The organism is Leifsonia sp. TF02-11, assembly GCF_017565305.1.
Classification (GTDB): Bacteria; Actinomycetota; Actinomycetes; order Actinomycetales; family Microbacteriaceae; genus Leifsonia.
The window spans coordinates 1-15,388 of the sequence record NZ_JAGEKP010000037.1 but is presented as its reverse complement, the minus strand read 5'-3'; the positions used below and the strand labels follow the sequence as shown (position 1 = coordinate 15,388).

The window sequence follows — 15,388 nt, the reverse complement described above, 5'->3', positions numbered from 1 at the left end:
TCGTCACGAATGTGCGCGCTTTGCGCCTACGCGAGCGGGGCGACCACCGCGCCGGTGGCGGCGGAGCGGCGGGCGGCGTCGACGACGCGGAGCGTGCGGAGGCCGACCTGGCCGTCCGGCGTCGCCGGGCGCCCGGAGCGCACGGCGTCCACGAACTCGTCGAGCATCGCCCCGTCGAGGTCGGCGCCGAGCGGCACCCACACCGGCCCGTCCGCGGTCTGGCCGCCCAGGTGCGGCGCGAAAGGAGCGATCGTGACCGACCCCCGCGTCCCCGTCACCTGCAGTGTCAGGCCGCCCCAGGTCGGCGCGCTCTGCGGCACGCTCCAGGAGCAGTCGATCGTCGCGACCACCCCGCTCGGGTACACGGCCGTCACGAGGCCGCCGGTCTCCACCGCGGACTCCGGGTACAGGAGGCGGTTCGCCACCGCGTGCACGGTCGACGGCTGCTCACCGAGCAGTTCGTCGAGCAAGTCGGCGCAGTGCACCACGTGGTCGACCAGCGCGCCCCCTCCGGCGAGTGCGGGGTCGGTGAACCACGCCCGCTCGGCGGGAAGCTTGCCGTTATTGGTCCCCTTGACCGCCAGCAGCGTGCCGAGCTGGCCGGAGCGCACGCGGTGCAGGAGGTCGGCGAAGGACGGCGCGAACCGCACAGGGTAGGCCGTCATCAACGTGACGCCCGCGCGCTCGGCGGCGGCGAGCATCGCTTCCGCGTCCTCGACGGTGGTGGCGAGCGGCTTCTCGCACAGAATATGCGCGCCCACGGCGGCGGCGGCCTCCACGAGCGCACGGTGGCGTGCGTTCTCGGCCGTGACGATCACGGCGTCCGGCCCCCAGGCGAGCGCCTCCTCGTACGTGTCGAGGTAGCGCACTCCCAGCGACGCGGCCAGCTCGGCGCCCCGGGGCGCGTCGTCCGGAGCCGCCGCACCGTCGGGATCGGCGACGACCATGTCGATGTCGGCGCGGCCGGCGAGCGCACGGCAGTAGCCGATCGCGTGGGTGTGGGCGAAGGACAGCACGGCCACCTTGAGCGGGCCGGAGGCGGGCGGGTTCAACGGAAGCTCCTCGGGAGTCGTGCCGGTCATGCGCCGACCCCGGCGGGGACGGCGGCGGACGCCAGGTCGGAGGTGGACGTCAGGTCGACCTCCACCGGAAGGCCCGTGCGCAGCGACTCCATCGCCGCTTCGGCCACGATGACGGCGCGGAGGCCGTCTGCGCCCGTCACCCGGGCCTCCCGATCCTCCGCGATCGCGGCGACATAGTCACGCAACTGCGCGGTGTACGGGCTTTCGGTCAGGGAGGCCGGCGGCAGGTAGCCGTCACCCGCATGGGCCGAGGGGATGTCGAGCCGGCTGGCCGTCGGCGCCGAGTCGAGCGCGAGGGTTCCGCTCGATCCCGCGATGTCCGCCGAGGTGCGGAACAGCAGCCCTCGCGGACCCCAGGTCCCCTGCACGTGGCTCAGGGCGCCGTTCGCGTGCGTGAGCACGACGTGCGCCGTGACGGCGTCGGGGGCCTCTGCGTCGCCGGCCGGCGCGCTCTGCGCCGCGTACACGCGCACGATGTCGCCCGCCATCCACAGCGCCTGGTCGAGGTCGTGGATCATCTGGTCGCGCACGATCCCGCCACCGCCGTCCACGTCGTGGAACCAGGTGCCGGTCTTCGGCGCCTCTCCCCCGCGCACGAAGCGCAGGACGGCCGGCTCGCCGATGCGGCCCGTCAGCACCTGCGCGCGCAGCGCCGCGTAGTCGGGGAAGTACCGCACCACGTGCGCGGGGAACAGCCGGACACCGGCCTCCCGAGCCGCTTCGATGACCTCGCGGGCGGCATCCACGGTCCCCGCGAGCGGCTTCTCGCAGATCACATGCTTGCCGGCCCGGATCGCGGTCAGCGCGAGCGGCGCGTGGCTCGGTGTCGGAGTGACGATGTCGACGACGTCGGCGGCGGCGAGGAGGGCGTCGAGGTCGGTGGCGACCGCGAATCCGTACTCGGCCGCGAGCGCGTCGGCGCCGTCGTGCGAGTACACGGTGACGGCAGCGCCCAGGGCGCGCCAGCCGTCGGCGTGTACGCGGGAGATGCCGCCGGCCCCGATGAGGCCGACTCGAAGGGTGGTCACGTGGAGTGCCTTTCTGAGGTGGTCGCTGCGGCTGTCTCCGGTCACTTGAGACCGGAGAAGGCGATCCCGTCGATGACGCGCCGCTGCATGAGGAGGAAGAGGATGAGCACCGGCGCCATCGCGAGCAGGCTCGCCGCCAGCAGCAGCGGGAAGTCCGGGATGGACCGCTGGCTGGTCAGGGTGGCGATGCCGGGCGCCAGGGGCATCTGGGTCGAGTCCGTCGCCACGATGAGCGGCCAGAGCAGGTCGTTCCACGAGGCGAGGACGGTGATGATCGCGAGAGCGGAGAGGCCGGGCTTGGCCAGCGGCAGCATGACCTTCCAGAACACCTGGAAGTGGTTGGCGCCGTCGAGGCGGGCCGCCTCCGCGAGCTCGTCGGGCAGTCCGAGGAAGAACTGCCGCATCATGAAGGTGCCGAACGCGCTGAAGATGCCGGGCGCCGCGATGCCGGCGATGGTGTTGAGCCAGCCGAGCCCCTGGATGATCTGGTACTGCGGAAGCAGGTAGACCTGCGGCGGGACCATCAGGATGGCGAGCACGAGGGCGAAGATCGTCCGGCGGAACGGGAACTCCATCCGCGCGAACGCGTACCCGGCCATCGAGCACAACAGCAGCTGGCCCACCGTGCGGATGACCGTCACGGCCACCGACACCCAGAGCTGGTTGAGGAACGGCAGCTGGTCGAACACGTGCGCGAAGTTCTCGAAGTGCAGGATGCCCGGCCAGACCGTCGGGGGGACCGACGTGACCTGGGCGTTCGTCGCCAGCGACATGAGGATCTGCCAGACGAACGGGAAGATCATCAGCAGCGAGGCGACGATCAGCACCGCGTGCGTGAGTCCGTTGCGGCTGCGGGCGCGGCTCGCGCCGGGACGGGACGCGACCGGGCGGGAGGCTACCGAGCTAGACATAGTTGACCCACCTCTTCTGCATGCGGAACTGGAGCATCGTGAACGCACCGACCAGGATCAGGATCGCGACCCCGACCGCGGCGGCGTAGCCGTTGTCGCCGGTCTGCTGGTGCGCGAAGAACAGGTACACCAGCGACTGCGTCTGGTTGATCGCCGGGTTCTGCGTGCCCATCAGCGCGTAGAGCAGGTCGAACAGCTGGAACCCGGTGATCACGGTGATCACCGACACGAAGAAGATCGACGGGCTGAGCAGCGGCACCGTGATCGAGAAGAACTGCCGGGTCCGCGTGGCGCCGTCGATCGACGACGCCTCGTACATCTCCGGTGGGATGCTGCGCATTCCGGCCGAGAGCACGATCAGGTTGAAGCCGAGCGAGATCCATACACCGACGACACCCACGGCGAACAGCGCGAACCACTCCGTGCTCAGCCAGTTGGGACCCTTGATGCCGACGAGCGACAGTGTGTAGTTGATCACGCCGAAGTCGCCGTTGAAGATGATCCGCCACACCATCGAGATGGCGGCGGGCATCGCGACGTAGGGCAGGAAGAACGCCGTGCGGTACGCCGCGGCGAACTTGAGTCCCGGCCGGTTGATCAGCGCGGCGAACAGCACAGCCAGCGGGATGCCGAGCAGCAGGATCCCGACGTAGATCAGGGTGTTGAGGATCGACCGCCAGAAGTCGGGGTCGGCCAGCATCTGCTGGTAGTTCGAGATGCCCGACCAGGTGGCGCCGCCGAAGGCGCCCCAGGTGGTGAAGCTGAAGTAGGCGTTGCGGAAGATCGGCCAGATGTAGAACACCAGCACGCCGAACAGCAGCGGGCCGACGAAGAGCAGCGCCCACCAGCCGTCCTTGCGGAGCCGGCCGCGCTTGCGGGGCCGAGGGGCGCTCTCGCCCCGGGAGCCGGGCGCCGCCTGCGCGGCGCCCGCTCCCTTCGTGATCGTCTGAGTGGACATGGTCACTCTTTGGCGAGGGCCGCGTTCATCTGCTTGGCGAGCTCCTTGGCGACCTCGTCGACCGGCTTCTTGCCGCTGAAGGCGTCGGGCAGGAGGTCGTTCTCCAACTTGTTCCAGGCCGCGGTGTTCTTGGAGATCGGGTACGGGAACGCGTAGTCCGCCGCAGCCTTCTCGAAGATGTTCAGATCCCACGGCGCGGTGTCGACGAACGCCTGCTGCGTGCCGTTGAAGGCCGGGTTGGCCGCGCCCAGCTTGGCCTGCGTCTCCGCGGCCTGCTTGCCGCCCAGGTAGTCCTGGAAGGCGATGGCCGCCGCCTTGTTCTTGGAGTCCTTCGCGACGACGTTGGCGAGACCGTGGATGACGGTCGCCTGCCGCTCACCGGTGGGCAGCGGGGCCAGCGCGATGGTGTTCTTGATCGGCGAGGCGAGCAGCTCCGAGTTGAGCCAGGTGCCCGACCAGATCATGGCCGACTTGGAGTTGATGAACCACTGGTCCTGCGGGGTGTCCGACAGCTGCGACAGCGTCGGCGACGAGCCGTCGGCGATCAGGTCGCGCACGAACTGGAGGCCCTTGATCGACTTGGGGTCGTCGTAGCCCGACTTCTTGCCGTCGCCCGAGATGATCGAGCCGCCGGCCTGGAGGATGGTGTTGTAGTACATCTCCTGGCCGCCCGAGAGACCGCTGGCGACTCCGTAGACGCCCTCGCCCTTCAGCTTGTCGGAGATCTCCTTGGCCTTCTGGTGGAACTCGTCCCAGGTCCAGTTCGCGGTCGGGTAGGCGACGCCCGCCTTGTCGAACACGGCCTTGTTGTAGAAGACCCCGATCGTGTCGAAGTCCTTCGGAACGCCGTACTGTTTGCCGTCCCAGCTGTACAGGTCGTTCAACGCCTTGGGGTAGTTCGCGGGCTTGATGCCGGAGCCGATCGGCTCGAGCAGTCCGTTGGACGCGTAGAGCTGGAAGTTCGGCCCGTTCATCCAGAAGACGTCGGGCAGCGTCTTGGACGATCCCTGGGTCTGCAGCTTGGTGAAGTAGTTCGCGTACGGCGTGATCTGGGTGGTCACCTTGATGTTCGGATACTCCTTGTTGAAGTCCTTGATCAGAGTGTCCATCGCCGGCTTCTGGTTCACGTCCCAGAACGCGTAGGAGATGCTGGCGGACAGATTATGATCGGCAGGGGCATCGGAACCGCTGCCAGTGTTGGACGAGCATCCGGCGAGTACGACCGCGGAGGCGATTGCGGCCGCGGCCGCGAGCAGGGCTTTTCGCATTGGTTCTCCTTCGATGAGGGGGTTTGTCGGTGCCTTGCCGGGTCGGCGACTCCACTCGCCGGCCCGGATCTTCGTTTTCTCGTGAGCTCCGCGCTTCTGGTGCGCGCGAAGCGTCGGTCGCGGCTACAACCGCGCAGCGACCTCCGCATCCACGGCGAGGACGGCGCGGGGCCGCGATCCGTCGCGGAGCGATTCGGTGGCCGCCACGGCGGTGGCCACCGCATTGCGGGCGGCGACTGCGGACGTCGTCGTCGCACTCCCTTCCCGCACGAAGCGCACGAACTCGGCCACGGTGAGCCGATCCGCGTCTCCGTGCCCGCCCTCGTCGCCGAGCACGGTGTACTCGGCGTCGCCGGCGGGGTTGTACGTGGTCCGACGATTCCAGACGCGCACGATGGCGCCGTCCGAATCGCCGAAGTTCTCCAGACGCCCCTCCGTGCCGATCACGGTGTAGTTGCGCCAGTAATCCGGGGTGTAGTGGCACTGCTGGTACGAGGCGAACACGCCGTTGTCCAGGTGCATGGTGACCATCGAGAGGTCCTCGACGTCGATCACCGGGTTCAGCTCCCGCTGGGCCAGGGGCGGCCAGGCGTCGAGCGAGAACCAGTCCGGCATCGAGCGATCGGAGTTGTCCCTCCTGTCGTCGATCCCGCCGTAGAGCGTGAGGCCGCCCATGCCGGTGACCAGGTCGGAGTAGCCTCCGGCGAGCCAGTGGATGATGTCGATGTCGTGGGCGCCCTTCTGCAGCAGCAGCCCGTTCGACTTGGCGCGCTCGGCGTGCCAGTCCTTGAAGTAGTAGTCGCCGCCGTTCCCGACGAAGTGCCGGCACCAGACCGCCTTGACCTCGCCGATGTCGCCGCGCTCGATGATGTCGCGCATGGTCCGGACGACGGCCATGTGCCGCATGTTGTGCCCGACGTAGAGCGGAGTGCCCGACGCGGCGGCAGCGGCGAGGATGGCGTCGGCGTCGGCGACGTCGATCGCGAGCGGCTTCTCGAGGTAGACCGCGATTCCCGCGTTCAGGAGGTCGATCGCGACTTCCGCGTGGGTGTGGTCGGGCGAGGTGACGAACGCGGCGTCGATGTCGGCGGCACCCGCGATCAGCTCGCGGTGGCCGGCGAACAGCTCCGCCTCCGTGCCGAAGAGGTCGGCCGCGCGCTCGCGGGCGGCAGCACTCGGGTCGGCGACCGCGACGATCACGCCGTCGCCGGTCTCGACGGCATGACCGGCGATCTCGGACCGGGCGCCGGCCCCGATCACGGCGAGACGCAACGGCCGGTCGACGTCGAGCTCCCGCTCACCCACCGTCTGCTGCGCAGTCACCCCTGCATTCATCTGCACTCCTCCACTCGTCCGTTCCTGATCGCTCATCGGGCGGCTCTCCCCGCGGTCTCCTGCGCGGCCATCGCCCGGGCCGCAGCGACATCGATGTCGGGCTCCGGCAGGTCCGATGCCTGGTAGAGCCGCTCCACGGCCTGACCGGAGGCCAGCGCCAGCGCGCCAAGCACGACCGACTCGGCGCCGAGCTCCGACTGGATGATCGACGGCCGCACCGGCACCCCGATCTCCGACATGACGGCGGCACGCAGCGGCCGGAGAAGCTCTTCTCCGGCGCGCGACAGACCGCCGCCGACCACGACGACGTCCGGGTCGACGGCCATCGTGACCGTCGCGATGCCGGTGGCGACGCCGCGCACGAACCGTTCGATCTCGGCCCGGGCCGCGGAGTCACCTGCCGCGGCGGCGCGGAACACCTCCTCGGCGGTCTCCGCGGTCTCCCAGCGCAGCTGGCCCGAATCGTCGACGTGCATCGAGAAGACGCTGCCGCCGATCTCGCCAGCAGCACCATGGCGCCCGCGCCGCAGCTTTCCGTCGATGATCAGCCCCATCGAGATGCGGTGGCCCGCGAAGAAGTAGGCGACGTCGTCGACGAGCCGTGCGGCGCCCATCCGGTGCTCGGCAAGCGCGGCGAGGCGCATGTCGTTCTCGATGACGGCGGGGCAGCCGAACTCTTCGCGGAGTCTGCCCGCGATGTCGACGCCCTCCCAGTCGGGGAAGTTGTGCGAGACCGCCAGCCGGCCGTCCGGCCCGACCATCCCCGAAACCGCGACCGCCATTCCGGACAGCGTCGCCAGTCGGCCGATGTCGATCCCGGCGCGGTCGAAGCAGGTGCGGACCGCGTCCTTGACGTAGTCGAGACGGTCGGCGCCGACGAATCGCTGCTCGATGTCGCGCTGGTGCCAGGCGACGATCCGCCCGGTCAGGTCGGCCACCACGACGCGGACGCGGTGGATGCCGACGTCGACGCCCACGAGGAGGCCGGCGTCGGCGACGAACTCGAAAATGCGTGCCGGACGCCCTGCGCCGCGGCCTCCCGCGGTGTGCTCCTCGATCATGCCGACCAGGCCGCGCTCACGGAGCGCCGGGAGGGCGGCCTCGACGGTGGGACGAGAGAGTCCGGTGCGTTCGGCCAGCTGAGCGACGGTCGCGCGGCCTCCGTCGCGGAGGGCGACCGCGACGCGGGCGCCGCTCTGGTTCGCCTGACGCGCATCGTGCACGCCGTTCTCCGCTGGAATCACCGCTGGACCTCTCCGTCCGTTTACAAAGCAAATCGCTTTTGTAATTGCTTTCGGATAGTAGAGCACGACTGCATATGCGAGGTCAAGGCGAATCTAATACAAGTAAAACGACTTGCGTATTCGGACCCACCGAACATCGGGCAGCAGGCGCCCGCGCGTCGGTCTTGTCCGTTGCGCACGCCGACCAATACGCTCGCTCTGACGTTCGACCAGCGAGCAGGAGGCCTCCATGCGTTTCATCCAATCGCCCGAGCGTCGCGCAGCCGACCGCGCTGCGGAGACCTCCGGGGCGGCGCCGCTGCTCAAGCGCAGCCCCCTGCTGTTCGGCTTCGTGGTCACCCTCGGCGCGCTGGGAGCCATCGCCACCGGCTACATGCTGTACGGCCTCCGGTCGATCATCTTCTCCGTCTTCCTCGCCGCGTTCGCCACCGTCGGCCTCGACCCGCTGATCCGCTGGTTCCAACGCCACGGGATGAAGCGGGCATGGGCCATCGTCACCGTGATCCTGCTGATCGTCGGCGTACTCGTCGCGATCATCTGGGTGGTCGTCCCCCTGCTCGTGACGCAGATCTCCAACCTCGCGACCTCGATCCCCGCCGAGGTCAAGAGGCTGCAGGCCGAAGGCTGGTTCGACGCGACGAACAAGGCCAGCAACGGCGTCCTGGGCCAGGCCCTCACCTGGATCTCCGACCAGGTGAAAAACCCGCAGACCTGGGCCAATGTCGGCAACGGCCTGCTCGGCTTCGGCCTGTCGGTGCTGAACGCCTTCACGACCGGGTTCTTCATCGCGATCCTGACGATCTACTTCATCGCGTCGTACGACTCCACCAAGCAGTCGCTGTACCACCTGGTGCGTCGCTCCCACCGCACGCGGTTCGAGGGGTACTCCGAGCGGATCCTCCAGAACTTCGGCAAGTACCTCAGCGGAATGGTCATCCTCGCGTTCTTCAACGCGACCTACAGCCTCATCCTGCTGCTCGTCACCGGCGTGCCCGGCGCCTTCCTGATCGCGTTGGCGGCCTTCTTCATCACGCTCATCCCGCTGATCGGAACCGTGCTCACGACCGCCGTCATGACGGTGCTGGCGCTCATCCACTCCCCCGTCAGCGGCGTCGTCGTGCTGGTCCTCATGCTCGTCTACATGCAGGTGGAGGCGTACATCCTCACTCCGAAGGTGATGGGCAAGGCCGTGCAGGTGCCCGGCTCGGTCGTGCTCATCTCCGCGCTCGCCGGCTCGACCCTGTTCGGCCTCCCCGGCGCCCTGGTCGCCATCCCGATCTCCGCCGGCATCATCCTGATCATCAAAGAGGTCGTGATGCCGAGGAAGGACCGGTCGTAGCGCGTCCCGTCACGCCGTCGCCGGTCCGGGCGCGCCGCGGTCCAACCCCCGCCACACCGGGAACACCAGCGGCGCGATCGTGACCACGAGCATGACGGCCCCGGCCGCCACGCAGGCCGCCGCGAGCCCGACCGCCTGGGCGAGGAGGCCGCCGAAGAGCGAGCCGAACGGGATCCCGAGATAGGCGCTCGCCTTCATCCCGCCGAGCACGCGTGTCTGGAGTCGAGGCGGAACGCGCTCGAACTGCACGGCGCCGACGATCGGGTTCGGCACGCCGCCGAACACGCCGCACACGAAGAACACCACGGCGACCGGGAGCACGGCGTCTGTTCCCGCCACCGCGAAGAAGGGCGGGGCAGACGCCAGCAGGGTGCACAGGGCGAAGGTGATCCAGCGCGGCAGCCGTCGGCCTCCCCAGGCCGTGAGCAGCACCCCGACCAGCATCCCGAGCCCGGACGCTCCGCCGACCACGCCGAACGCCACGGCGTCGTGGACCCGGTCGTGCGCCCACACGGGAAGGAAGACGGCGTTCATCGCCTGGTCGAGCAGGTTGGTGACCACGATCAACACCAGGAGGCTGAGCAGCAGGCGGTCGCGCCGGAGGAAGCCGGCGCCCTCCCGAAGCTGGGCGAGGTAGGCGCGGAGGCCGGAACCGCGGGTTTCGCGTGGAGCGTCGTGGGAGTGCGTGGCTCCGGCCTCGGCTCCGGCCTCGTCTCTGGCCTCGGGCGGACGCGAGACCACCACCGCGGGGACGAACACCGCGGTGAGGACCGCCGCGGCCAGGAAGCTGATGCTGTCCAGCAGAACCGTCCCCGCCGGTCCGAGGACCGCGACCAGGGCTCCCGCGAGAGGCAATCCGATCAGCAGTCCTGCGCGGTTCGCACCGCTGTAGAGGCCGACGGCGCGCTCGTCGCTCCAGCGCGCCAGGCGGGCCAGCGGTGGGATCATCGGGGTCGTCGCAGCGTCCGCCGCCCCTCGCACCGCCCCGGCGACGGCGACGAGAGCGAGCAGGAGGCCGAAAGGGAGGGCACCGAGCTCGCCCAGCAGGAACACGAGGAAAACCGCGACCGAGGCCGCCAGGTTTCCCAGCAGGAACGTGCGACGCAGTCCGACCCGGTCGACCAGCGGGCCGGCAGTCGCCTGCAGGAGCACGTAGGGCGCCATCTCCGCGAACCCGACGACGCCGGTCGCGACCGCGCTGCCCGTCGTGACGAGGACGAGCCACGGGATCGCGACGGCGGAGAGCGCCGTTCCGGTGCCGCTCACGAAGTAGGCGCCCACCAGAGCGAGCAGAGGCCCGCGGCGACGGGCGGCCGCGCCGCTCACCGGGTCGCCCCCTGTGCCGCCCGCATCAGTCCTCCGGGAAGAGCTGGAACTGCGCGTGCACCCGCAGGGCATCCGCGTCACTCGACGGGTTGTCCGGATCGCGCTGGAACCGTGTCACGAGCTCGCGCACGGCCGTCACCACCATCCGCGCCTGCTCGGGTGTGAGGGTCAGCGGCCAGTCGCTGACCGTCCACGGCATGGCCGCGAGTTCGTCGACCTGGCTCGGGAGGGTGTCCACCCAGTCGAGCACGCGCCGGTGGGAGGCCTCCACGTTGAGGCGGACGAACTGCGCCGCCTGGTCCACCGTGTCGGCGGTCGCCGGGTCCCCCGGCACCCGGAACGAGAACGACGTCGACCGGTGCACGGCCCGCCACCAGCGATCGCGGTCGTCGCCGCGCTCCTCGTCCTCCACGATGAACCCGTGCTGCGCGAGCACACGCAGGTGGTAGCTCGTCACGCCCGTGGACTGCCCCACCCTCCGGCCGAGCTCCGTGGCCGTCGACGGGCCGTCGGCCTGGAGCAGCTCGAGCAGCCGCAGCCGCAGGGGGTTCACCAAGCCGCGCATCGCCGACGGCGACAGCATGACCTCCCGCGCGGGATCGAACCCCGGGAACCCGTCCGTTACATGGTCGTCCATACCGACAGACTAATTGCAGAATCTTTTCTGCAGAAGATTTTCTGGGCAAAATCAGGAGGTGACGCTCAGCCCCTGCCTCCGCTTACTCACCACTCGGAGGTCACCGAGGCCGAAGCCGCCGATCGGGAGCGCCGCGCGGATCCTCTCGTCGTCGAAATGTCGCGACGGGCGCAGTTCCACGGGAAGCTCGGGGGCGAACGGCGCCGGCTCGTCCACGCCTTCGTTCAGCATGCGGGCCTGCGCCTTGGCGACCAGCGGCACGACCATCGTCCACTCGGTCAGCTGAGCCAGCACCCGGATGGTCCACACCGGCGCCGGGAAGAACACCGGGCGCCGGTCGGCGACCCGCGCGATGCGGCGCACCGCCTCGCCGAGCGCGAGCTCGTCGGCCCCCATCACCGCGACGGTCGGATCGGGGACGCGACCCTCGAGCGCAGCGATGAGAACGTCGACCGCGTCGTCCACCGGGACGGGCCGCACATTGCGCTCGCGGAAGCCGACCGTCGCGAAGAGCGGCAGCGTGCGCACGGCACGCGTGACATGGTCGACCATGTGGTCGCCCGGCCCGTAGATCATCCCGAACTTGAGGATCGTGTGCGGGATGCCGGAGTCGCGGATGAGCTCTTCGGCCTCCCACTTGGTCTCGTGGTAGCGCGAGCCGCAGTCGGGGCGCGCCCGCAGGAAGCTGACCATCACGATGCGCCGCACGCCCGCCCGGCGGGCCGCCTCGATGACGGCGCGGGTCCCCTCGACGTGCACGCGGTCGAAGGTCTGCTCCCCCAGCTCACGGTTGATACCCGCGCAGTGCGCGACGGCGTCGCAGCCGGCGAAGGCCGCGGCGAGGGCGTCGACGTCGTCGATCCGCACGCCGGTCCGGCGCGAGATCACGACCGTCTCGGCCGGGTCGAGCCGCTCGGCGAGGTGGCGCCCGACGAAGCCCGTGCCTCCGGTGATGGCGATGCGCATGGTGCAACTCCTTTGCTAATTAGCACTGGAGCTAAACAGTATCTAGCAATGGTGCTAAAGTGCAACCATGACAGACAGCGCTTCCGAGATCTTCGCCGCGCTCGCCCATCCGACCAGGCGGCAGATCCTCCAAGACCTCAAAGACGGCGAACTCGCCGCCGGCGAGATCGCGGCGCGCTTCAGCTCCACCGGCCCCACGATCTCCCGCCACCTGAGCGTGCTGCGCCAGGCCGGACTGGTCACGGAGCGCCGCGACGCCAATCGCATCCTCTACTCGCTCGTCGGCGACCGGCTCGCCCTGTCGGTCGGCGACTTCCTCTCGACCGTGTGCCCGGAGCAGATCGTGCTGCGCGAGGTGCGCAAGCGCGGCACCGGACGATCCGCCGCGCCGCGCCGTGCCCAGGAGGCTCGGCCCGGAATCTCCTGATCGCGGCCGCTCCGAGGAGAATCCGGGCGGCTGACGCCGGGATCTCCTTGCGAAGCCGGTCGCGCATTCCGGTTGGAATCCGGAGGGAAATACCCCCATCCACGAGGCGACCAGTCCGACGAGCGCGACGACACCGACACTTGCCACGAGCAGCCAGACGAAGCCGATCAGAAACTCGATGCCAATGCGCCCGCGAGTGGCGGGCACGCTCCGCCCGACGAGACGGGCGATCGCGGATCGATCGCCTGTGGCCACGGGCGGGAGCAGCACGAGGACGCGCAGGCCGCGCCCGATGAGGAACGTCCCGGGTGCTGTCCCGCCTTTCCCAATCGCGAAGTGGGTTGGACGGCGCGGCTCGCCCGCGAGGGGCCGTATCGCTGCGGAAGTTGGATAATGTACGCGCGTGACTTCCAACCCTGATGACGATGCCCCCGATCTCTACGGGCCGCAGACGCAACGGGTGCTCGATCTGCTCTTTCGCATCCAGAACCTCCGTCCGGAGGAGGCACGAGCCCTCGTTGCGGCGCGCAAACGGGTAAAGAAGGCAGACTGGGAGCAGCGCGACGGGGAATCTGGCCGCTCATTCGGCACATCCCGCGTTACACGGACACGCTGTCCGCCAGGGCTTATGTACTCCTGTCCAGCCCGGAGAGGAGGGCATTCCGGCCGCCGGGCCGCCCGCATCAGCCGCGCTTGCCGCGCTCATCTTCCGTGACATGATCGGTGACTCATTCACGCAAGCTCACTATGACACGTACACCGCACCGTGGCGCCGCGCGGTCGGTCCCGTTCATCCGGACGACGCGCCCCCGCTGTAAGAAGGCGCTAGGTGCCGCGGCGGCGAGCCCGATTGCATCATCACTGACGAGCGGCGAAGAGCTTTCTGGAAGCACCGCACTTCCCGCGGATGCGCTCGAAAGGACATAGAGATGACGCCGAGGGCAGCCTGGGCCCACGCAGGAGTCAGGAGTCCCGCGCACCAGTGCATTCGTTCGCGGGACGACGAAGCTGCGACGAAAGCAGATGTGGGCAAATGTGAGCAACCGGCCCCATCACACACCGACCAACGAAACCGAAGAAGCCCCCGATCCTCGTGCTTCCACGGAGATCGGGGGCTTCTCGCCACCTGCGGTGTTGGGTGCGCCCCCAGGGACTTGAACCCGGATACGGGCCGCCGGAGAGGGTCAACCGACTCCAAAATCCGCGGAATTATGCGCCTTTTGGTTCACTAGAGATCATTTGGATCTCATACGATCTCACTCGGTTGTGGGCAAAATGTGGGCACGCTGGGAAAATTTTGGGCCTATGCGCTCGGGCTGGCATCGCGGTCTTGGAGCGACGGCTCCGCCTCATCGACTTCGGCGAGCAAGCCTTCGAGCACCGGTATCAGCTCCGGGAGGTCATCAGTCAGGATCTCCCACACTCGCCGCTGATCCACCCGCGCATACGCGTGCACAAGGATGTTTCGCGTCGCGATGATCGCGTGAACATTCGGGATCCGAGCCGCTGTCTCAGCGTCAGCCGAGCGCAGGTTCTTGAGCGCCTCGCCGAGGATTTCGAGTTGCCGTTCGACTGCGGCTTGAAGCACCCAGTCGCCCAGGTACTCCGCCTGCCCATGACCCTGTGCGACGGATCCGGCTTTCATTGCGGCCTCGCGCGCGTCCCATAGGAACGCCGGCGACTCACGCAGCATAGAGCTCCTCAGCGCTGCCGAAGGCCGACCGTGCGAAGTATGGATTGCGCACCGCACCGGCGTCGACCAGGTCAACCCCTCGACCCACGATCCGCTCCAGATCTTCCTTCAAGTCGAAGTAGTCATGGAGCAGCCCACCGCGCCCAGGCAAGAAATCGACGAGGAAATCGACGTCGCTCCTCTCGCGGTCAAACTTGTCGCCGAGCACCGAGCCGAAAATGCGAAGTCGCTTGACTCCATGTACTTCGCAGGCGCGGATGATCGCTTGCACGTCGACTGGCACCGCGGTGATCATGGCAGGAATTATCCCATGTCAGCTGGTTGCGCCGCACGACCGCGCGGTTCCGCGTGGCAACGGAACGTTGATCGTCGCGTTTCCGAAGCCTGTCAGCGTACGAACAGAGCATCCAGACTTGCCTTGGAGCGAACTAGGCGGCGGACGGATCCTCTTTGCGCAAATGCCACGCGAGAGAATACGCAACCGTCAAAGTCGAGCGTAACGATAGGAGTTTCGGATGCTGCTACTGAAATAGCTTCCAATGCTCTCGGCTCCCATCAACGTTTCGTGCTCGACAGCCGAAACGTCGAAGTACTGTAGACGGTTCCGTCCTTGAACTCGACTTCGAGAGTCTGGCTCGCGGCGTCATATCCGACCGTGATCAAGTTCGAACTATTCACCGGGATGCGATCCATTTGAAGCTCCTCCGCTTGTGTTGTTGCTGAGATCGGCGGTACGGCGCGCCGACTTCGTGTTGTGAGACGCTGCCACGCTGAGGCGACATCTCCGTAATCCTGCGGCACCCGATCGACATCCCAACCGCCCGATTTATCGCGGGCGAGCACCTCGGGATCCTGGCTATCAGGCTGGCTGTCTCCCTGCACTTCGATGAGGACCCGGGTGGGTAGCTTTACGATTTCGCCGATCACCAGTGCCTCACCAGTACGAAGTACAGGCACAGCCCCAAATAGGCCGGCAAGGTTGTCGGGCAATGTTGAAGCAAGCAAGCCCCGATCCGAGGTGTTGCTTAGACGCAAGACAATGAAAGAACCAGTTGAGTCCCGCATAGTGGTGTAGCGCACGGTGATCCGGCTCGTCGTTCACGACGTAAGTGCGGTCACCGTGTGATCCTTCGAGGAATCTCCTACAACCCTCTCGAATGGAGTCATCACGATG

14 protein-coding genes and 1 pseudogene are annotated in these 15,388 nt (G+C 68.2%); 2 read left to right on the top strand and 13 right to left on the bottom strand.

Going from position 1 to position 15,388, the window contains the following annotated elements; all coding sequences use genetic code 11:
• Positions 1-26: 26 nt before the first annotated feature.
• The 7 genes from JNB50_RS24555 to JNB50_RS24525 form a co-directional block, all read right to left on the bottom strand.
• Positions 27-1,082, bottom strand: coding sequence for a Gfo/Idh/MocA family protein (locus tag JNB50_RS24555; RefSeq protein ID WP_208042716.1), 1,056 nt, complete (start codon positions 1,080-1,082; stop codon positions 27-29).
• The gene (locus JNB50_RS24550; RefSeq protein ID WP_307794867.1) at positions 1,079-2,110 is read right to left on the bottom strand and encodes a Gfo/Idh/MocA family oxidoreductase; all 1,032 of its coding nucleotides are present in this window, start codon (positions 2,108-2,110) and stop codon (positions 1,079-1,081) included. The genes JNB50_RS24555 and JNB50_RS24550 overlap by 4 nt, the downstream gene beginning before the upstream one ends.
• A 41-nt stretch (positions 2,111-2,151) precedes the next feature.
• Positions 2,152-3,021: a carbohydrate ABC transporter permease gene (locus tag JNB50_RS24545; protein WP_208042714.1), complete on the bottom strand. Its 870-nt coding sequence runs from the start codon at positions 3,019-3,021 to the stop codon at positions 2,152-2,154.
• Positions 3,014-3,979 carry a carbohydrate ABC transporter permease gene (locus JNB50_RS24540; RefSeq protein ID WP_208042713.1) on the bottom strand — a complete coding sequence of 322 codons (966 nt, stop codon included), beginning with the start codon at positions 3,977-3,979 and terminating at the stop codon, positions 3,014-3,016. Before JNB50_RS24540 ends, JNB50_RS24545 begins: the two co-directional genes overlap by 8 nt.
• Positions 3,980-3,981: 2 nt before the next feature.
• Entirely contained in the window at positions 3,982-5,247 is a 1,266-nt protein-coding gene (locus JNB50_RS24535) for a sugar ABC transporter substrate-binding protein (protein WP_208042712.1), read from the bottom strand.
• A 123-nt stretch (positions 5,248-5,370) separates the two neighbouring features.
• Positions 5,371-6,582 carry a Gfo/Idh/MocA family protein gene (locus JNB50_RS24530; protein WP_208042711.1) on the bottom strand — a complete coding sequence of 404 codons (1,212 nt, stop codon included), beginning with the start codon at positions 6,580-6,582 and terminating at the stop codon, positions 5,371-5,373.
• Between the two features lie 32 nt (positions 6,583-6,614).
• Positions 6,615-7,805, bottom strand: coding sequence for an ROK family transcriptional regulator (locus JNB50_RS24525; protein WP_208042710.1), 1,191 nt, complete (start codon positions 7,803-7,805; stop codon positions 6,615-6,617).
• A 250-nt stretch (positions 7,806-8,055) separates the two neighbouring features.
• Here JNB50_RS24525 and JNB50_RS24520 point away from each other — a divergent pair, with 250 nt between their 5' ends.
• On the top strand, positions 8,056-9,165 hold the full coding sequence (locus tag JNB50_RS24520) for an AI-2E family transporter (RefSeq protein ID WP_208042709.1): 1,110 nt from the start codon (positions 8,056-8,058) through the stop codon (positions 9,163-9,165).
• A gap of 9 nt (positions 9,166-9,174) precedes the next feature.
• Here the strand turns inward: JNB50_RS24520 and JNB50_RS24515 are convergent, their stop codons facing one another.
• Genes JNB50_RS24515 through JNB50_RS24505 form a run of 3 tightly spaced genes read right to left on the bottom strand, consistent with a single transcriptional unit; the run spans position 9,175 to position 12,094 of the window.
• Positions 9,175-10,491, bottom strand: a complete 1,317-nt coding sequence (locus JNB50_RS24515) for an MFS transporter (protein ID WP_208042708.1) — start codon at positions 10,489-10,491, stop codon at positions 9,175-9,177.
• Between the two features lie 25 nt (positions 10,492-10,516).
• Positions 10,517-11,128, bottom strand: coding sequence for a winged helix-turn-helix domain-containing protein (locus JNB50_RS24510; RefSeq protein WP_208042707.1), 612 nt, complete (start codon positions 11,126-11,128; stop codon positions 10,517-10,519).
• 51 nt (positions 11,129-11,179) lie between these two features.
• Positions 11,180-12,094 carry an NAD(P)H-binding protein gene (locus JNB50_RS24505; RefSeq protein WP_208042706.1) on the bottom strand — a complete coding sequence of 305 codons (915 nt, stop codon included), beginning with the start codon at positions 12,092-12,094 and terminating at the stop codon, positions 11,180-11,182.
• A 67-nt stretch (positions 12,095-12,161) separates the two neighbouring features.
• On the opposite strand from JNB50_RS24505, the gene JNB50_RS24500 reads away from it, so the two are divergent.
• Positions 12,162-12,521 (top strand): metalloregulator ArsR/SmtB family transcription factor, encoded by a 360-nt coding sequence (locus tag JNB50_RS24500; protein ID WP_208042705.1) that lies wholly within the window; start codon positions 12,162-12,164, stop codon positions 12,519-12,521.
• A gap of 1,303 nt (positions 12,522-13,824) precedes the next feature.
• Here JNB50_RS24500 and JNB50_RS24495 read toward each other — a convergent pair.
• From JNB50_RS24495 to JNB50_RS25940, 3 genes and pseudogenes are all read right to left on the bottom strand, one after another.
• Complete coding sequence (locus JNB50_RS24495; RefSeq protein WP_208042704.1) at positions 13,825-14,214, bottom strand: DUF86 domain-containing protein; 390 nt, start codon at positions 14,212-14,214, stop codon at positions 13,825-13,827.
• Positions 14,204-14,509, bottom strand: a complete 306-nt coding sequence (locus tag JNB50_RS24490) for a nucleotidyltransferase family protein (protein ID WP_208042703.1) — start codon at positions 14,507-14,509, stop codon at positions 14,204-14,206. The genes JNB50_RS24495 and JNB50_RS24490 overlap by 11 nt, the downstream gene beginning before the upstream one ends.
• Before the next feature lie 189 nt (positions 14,510-14,698).
• A pseudogene (locus tag JNB50_RS25940) lies at positions 14,699-14,907 on the bottom strand (KTSC domain-containing protein).
• Positions 14,908-15,388: the final 481 nt, after the last annotated feature.